3 protein-coding genes and 1 pseudogene are annotated in these 4,191 nt (G+C 71.7%); all 4 read right to left on the reverse strand.

Annotation, left to right across the window (positions count from 1 at the left end; translation table 11 throughout):
* Window positions 1-141: 141 nt before the first annotated feature.
* The 4 genes and pseudogenes from ACY5KJ_RS18130 to ACY5KJ_RS18145 all read right to left on the reverse strand — a co-directional run bounded on the left by ACY5KJ_RS18130 (window position 142) and on the right by ACY5KJ_RS18145 (window position 4,053).
* Entirely contained in the window at window positions 142-1,377 is a 1,236-nt protein-coding gene (locus ACY5KJ_RS18130; RefSeq protein WP_462186357.1) for a beta-ketoacyl-[acyl-carrier-protein] synthase family protein, read from the reverse strand.
* Window positions 1,378-1,735: 358 nt separating this feature from the next.
* Complete coding sequence (locus ACY5KJ_RS18135) at window positions 1,736-2,200, reverse strand: hypothetical protein (protein ID WP_462186358.1); 465 nt, start codon at window positions 2,198-2,200, stop codon at window positions 1,736-1,738.
* A 100-nt stretch (window positions 2,201-2,300) separates the two neighbouring features.
* Window positions 2,301-3,533, reverse strand: a pseudogene (locus tag ACY5KJ_RS18140) (AMP-dependent synthetase/ligase); the annotation flags it as partial.
* 253 nt (window positions 3,534-3,786) lie between these two features.
* Window positions 3,787-4,053 carry a hypothetical protein gene (locus ACY5KJ_RS18145; protein WP_462203920.1) on the reverse strand — a complete coding sequence of 89 codons (267 nt, stop codon included), beginning with the start codon at window positions 4,051-4,053 and terminating at the stop codon, window positions 3,787-3,789.
* Window positions 4,054-4,191 lie beyond the last annotated feature (138 nt).

The following is a 4,191-nucleotide window of genomic DNA, read 5'->3' on the forward strand; positions in this document are numbered from 1 at the left end:
TAGTCGGATCTTTGGCAACATGTGCATGGCGACTTTCTGAGCATCGTGCGCACCCGATGGTCCCGCCATGGCCGCCCGGTGTCCGCTCGGGCCAGACGTACCGACCACGGCGAGGCGACCGACGGTCAGGGCCAGGGGATGTTAGGGCCAGGGGATGAAGGCGAGGCAGACATCGTGGCCACCGAAGCCGAACGACGTCGACAGCGCCGCGCCGGTCCGGATCGGCCGGTTGTCCATCGTCACCACGTCCAGCGTGATCTCGTCGTCGATCGCCTCGAGGTTGCGGGTCGCCGGGATCGTCCGCTCCCGCAACGTCAGCACGCAGAGCACCGCCTCCACCGCGCCGGCCGCGCCCAGCAGATGTCCGGTCATCGACTTCGTCGACGTCACCGCGACACCGTCGAGCGCCGCGCCCAGCGCGCCGCGCAGCGCGCGGCTCTCGGCGAGATCCCCAGCCGGTGTCCCTGAGGCATGCGCGTTCACGTGCACCACGTCCGCCGGGTCAAGACCGGCGGCGTGCAACGCCCGGCGCACGGCCCGCGCCGCCCCGGCTCCCGTCGGGTCGGGGGCGGCGACGTGATAGGCGTCGGCGCTGACCCCCGCGCCGGCCACGGTCGTGTAGACCCGGGCGCCGCGAGCGCGGGCGTGCTCGGCGGCCTCCAGGACGAACATCCCGGCACCCTCGCCGAGCACGCATCCGTCCCGGGCCTTGTCGAACGGCCGGGACGCCGACTCCGGCGGGTCCTCCCGGCGGGACAGCGCCTGCATCTGCGCGAATCCCGCGAGCGGGAGCGGATGGACGGCGGCCTCCGTTCCACCGGCGACGACGACATCCGCCCGACCGGCCTGGATCAGGTCGACCGCGGTGGCGATGGCCTCCGCACCGGACGCGCAGGCGCTCACCGGAGCGTGCACCCCGGCGCGGGCACCGAGCGCGAGACCCACCGCCGCGGCCGGTCCGTTCGGCATGAGCATCGGCACCAGGTGCGGGGACACCCGGCGCGCCCCGCGCTCCCGGAACACGTCGTACTGGTCAAGCAGGGTGGTGAGGCCGCCGACCCCGGAGCCGACGACGACGGCGAAACGTTCCGACTCCGGCGTGGGGGTGCCCGCGTCGGCCCAGGCTTCCCGGGCGGCGACGAGGGCGAGCCGCTGCCCCCGGTCGAGCGTGCGTGCCTCCACCCGGCCGAGCGGCGGCTCGACGGCCACCGGCGCCGCGATGCGGACCGGCAGCGACTGCGCCCACGGCTCATCGAGCCGGCGGATCCCGGACCGGCCGGCCAGCACGCCACTCCACGTCGACGCGACATCGCCGCCGAGCGGTGTCGTGGCCCCGAGACCGGTGACCACCACCTGCCGCGCCGCCTGCCGGTCCACCCCCTGCCTGGCTGTCGTCCGCCTGTCCGCCGTCGGGTCGGTCGTCTCGATGCTCACGCGACGCCTCCGGGAGTGAGGCTCAGCGGCAGCGACGTCAGGCCCCGGTGGATGAGGCGGCTCAGCAGGTCGTCGACGACCTGCTCGGCCCGCGGCCGCATCCCCTCGATCGTGCGCGGAGTGAACGCCTTGCTCACCAGGCCGCGCAGCCAGGTGTGGTCGGGCGGTTCCATGCCCGGGTCGGACTGTACGGGCCGACCCGGTGCTCCCAGGGGCGGTGCGGCGGAATCCACGTGCGGCTCCGTTTCGATGCGCCGAGATCCAGGCGGGCGGACGTCAGTGCCGGGCCAGTGCCGGGCGGTCAGGACGCGTACAGCTCCTCGATCTCCTTGGCGTTCTCCTCCTCGATCACGGCACGGCGAAGCTTCAACGACGGGGGGAGCTGGCCGCCCTGGATGGTGAAGTCGTGGCTCAGGAGGCGGAACTTCCGCACCGACTCGGCCCGCGAGACCTGCGCGTTCGCCGCGTCGACCGCGGCGCTGACCTCGGCGGCCAGCCGAGGGTCGGTGTGGGCGGCGGCCTCGTCCAGCTCGTGACCGCCCCGCCGGGCCCAGGCCTGTACGGCGGCCCGGTCGAGGGTCACGAGGGCCGTCACGAACGGCCGGTTCTCCCCGATCACTATGGCGTTGCTGACCAGCGGGTGCAGCCGGATGCGGTCCTCCAGCGGTGCCGGCGAGACGTTCTTCCCCCCCGGTAGTGATAATGATCTCTTTGATCCGACCGGTGATGTGGAGATACCCTTCGTCGTCGAGCCGACCGAGGTCACCGGTGCGCAACCACGGCTCGTGCACGCCCGTCCGATCCGGCCAGTAGCCCGACGAGACCTGCGGCCCGGTCACCAGGACCTCGTCCTCGTCGCTGATCGCGACGGTGGTCGCCGGCAGCGGACGGCCCGTGCTGCCCGGCCGGTCGAGCCCGGGATCGCTGATGCTGACGGCCGTCGACGCCTCGGTCAGCCCGTACGCGCCGAGGACGTACACCCCGACCCCGGTGAGGAACTCGGCCGTGGAGGGGTCGAGCGTCGCTCCCCCGCACACGACGTGCCGCAGTCGCCCGCCGAACGCCGCGCGCAACCGGCGGTACACCAGCCGGTCGAACAGCGGGGCCTGAAGCCGCGTGACGAGCCCCAGGCCGCCCTGCCCACGCCGGGCCCGACCCAGCGCGCAGGCGGTCCGTTCGGCCTCGGCGAACAGGCGCCCCGAGAGTCCGCCCGCCGCCGCCCGCGCGCCCTTGCGCATCTTCTCCAGCGCCGACGGAACAGTAATCAGGAAGGTGGGGCGGAAGGTGTGCAGCGCCGCGACGAGGCCCCCGGGGTCCGGCAGCAGGGCCGTCCGCACTCCGGCCCACAGGCACCCGATCATGGTTACGCGCCCGAACACGTGCGAGAGCGGGAGGAACAGAATGGTACTGGCCGAGCCGGTGGCCGGACGCATCACCGAGTCCAGCCGTTCCACCGAGTTGACGGCGGCAGAGAAGACGTTCGCGTGGGTCAGCAGGCAGCCCTTCGGCACGCCGGTCGTCCCGCTGGTGTAGAGGATCGTCGCGAGGTCGTCGGCCCGGACCGCGTCCCGGCGCCGGAGCACCTCGGACTCCGCGACGGACTGACCGGCGGTGCCGAGTGCCGACACAGCCTCGTCCAGGGACCAGACGTGCGTCGCGGGAAGACCCGCGGACAGGACCAGGCGCTCGTGGTCGGGTGTCTCGACGAAGCACCACGAGGCCTTGGAGTCACTGATGATGTGGTCGACCTGGTGGGCCGAGGAGGTCGGGTAGACGGGGACGGTGACCGCGCCGATGCTCCAGATCGCGAAGTCGGCAACGGCCCAGCCGTAACCGGTCCGACCCATGATCGCAACCCGGTCGCCAACCCCGACGTCGTGCGCCACCAAGCCCCTGGCGACGGCCACGACGTCTGAGCAGAACCGGCCCGCGGTCACATCGCGCCAGCCTCCGTCCACCTGGCGGGCCAGGACCGGCCGGTCGGCGACCGTGGCGACCTCAGTAAGGACGGCGGCGGCCAACCCTCGGTCGGCGGGCAGCTCAGTACCTCCGGGCACCCGCAGAATGTTCACAGTTGATCCCCGTTCCCGGACACGCATAGATCAGCCCGGATGGTCGACGAAAAATCCCCTATTAAATGCGGCAGAAAAGACGATGACAAAGACGTTCCGACATCGCCCCATCGCTCCGAATGGCACCGCGAGTGGAACGGGACAAGCCCAGCCGCTTCTTCATGCTAACCGTCTTTCCAGCCCATGTAAATGGGTACGGACGTCGCTGTGGAGCTGGCCACGATGGTTTTCTTTGATCGATCCATTGTTCAGGAGCACCGATCTTCAAACGTGCCGGTCTTCAGGCCTGCCGGATCAGCGAGCACGCACCGGCGGTCACCGAGGTCAGGGCCGCGGGCGTGCTCCGCGGCCTTGGTGCCGGGCCGGTCGCCGGCTCGTCTGACCTGGACGGATCCAGGGACGGCGGGCCCAGGAACGGCCCGGCGGCGTCGAGGCTGTTGAGGAAGGCCGTGACGACGGGCTGCGGATCCGGACGCCAGACCGCGTACGCGCCGACAGTCGGTACCGGATCGACGAGCCGCACCGCGACGGGGCCCTTCGTGGGCACGTGCGCGCCGCGATCCGCCGACGCGAAGGCCACCACCGGCCTGGTCGTGACGACGATGCCGGTGGGTAAACATTCACCTGCTTTAGTGATCTTGCTGTAGGTGACGGTTCACGGGCATGGCTGTGGGCCGCGCCGGGC

Source organism: Frankia sp. CcWB3 (genome assembly GCF_977927595.1).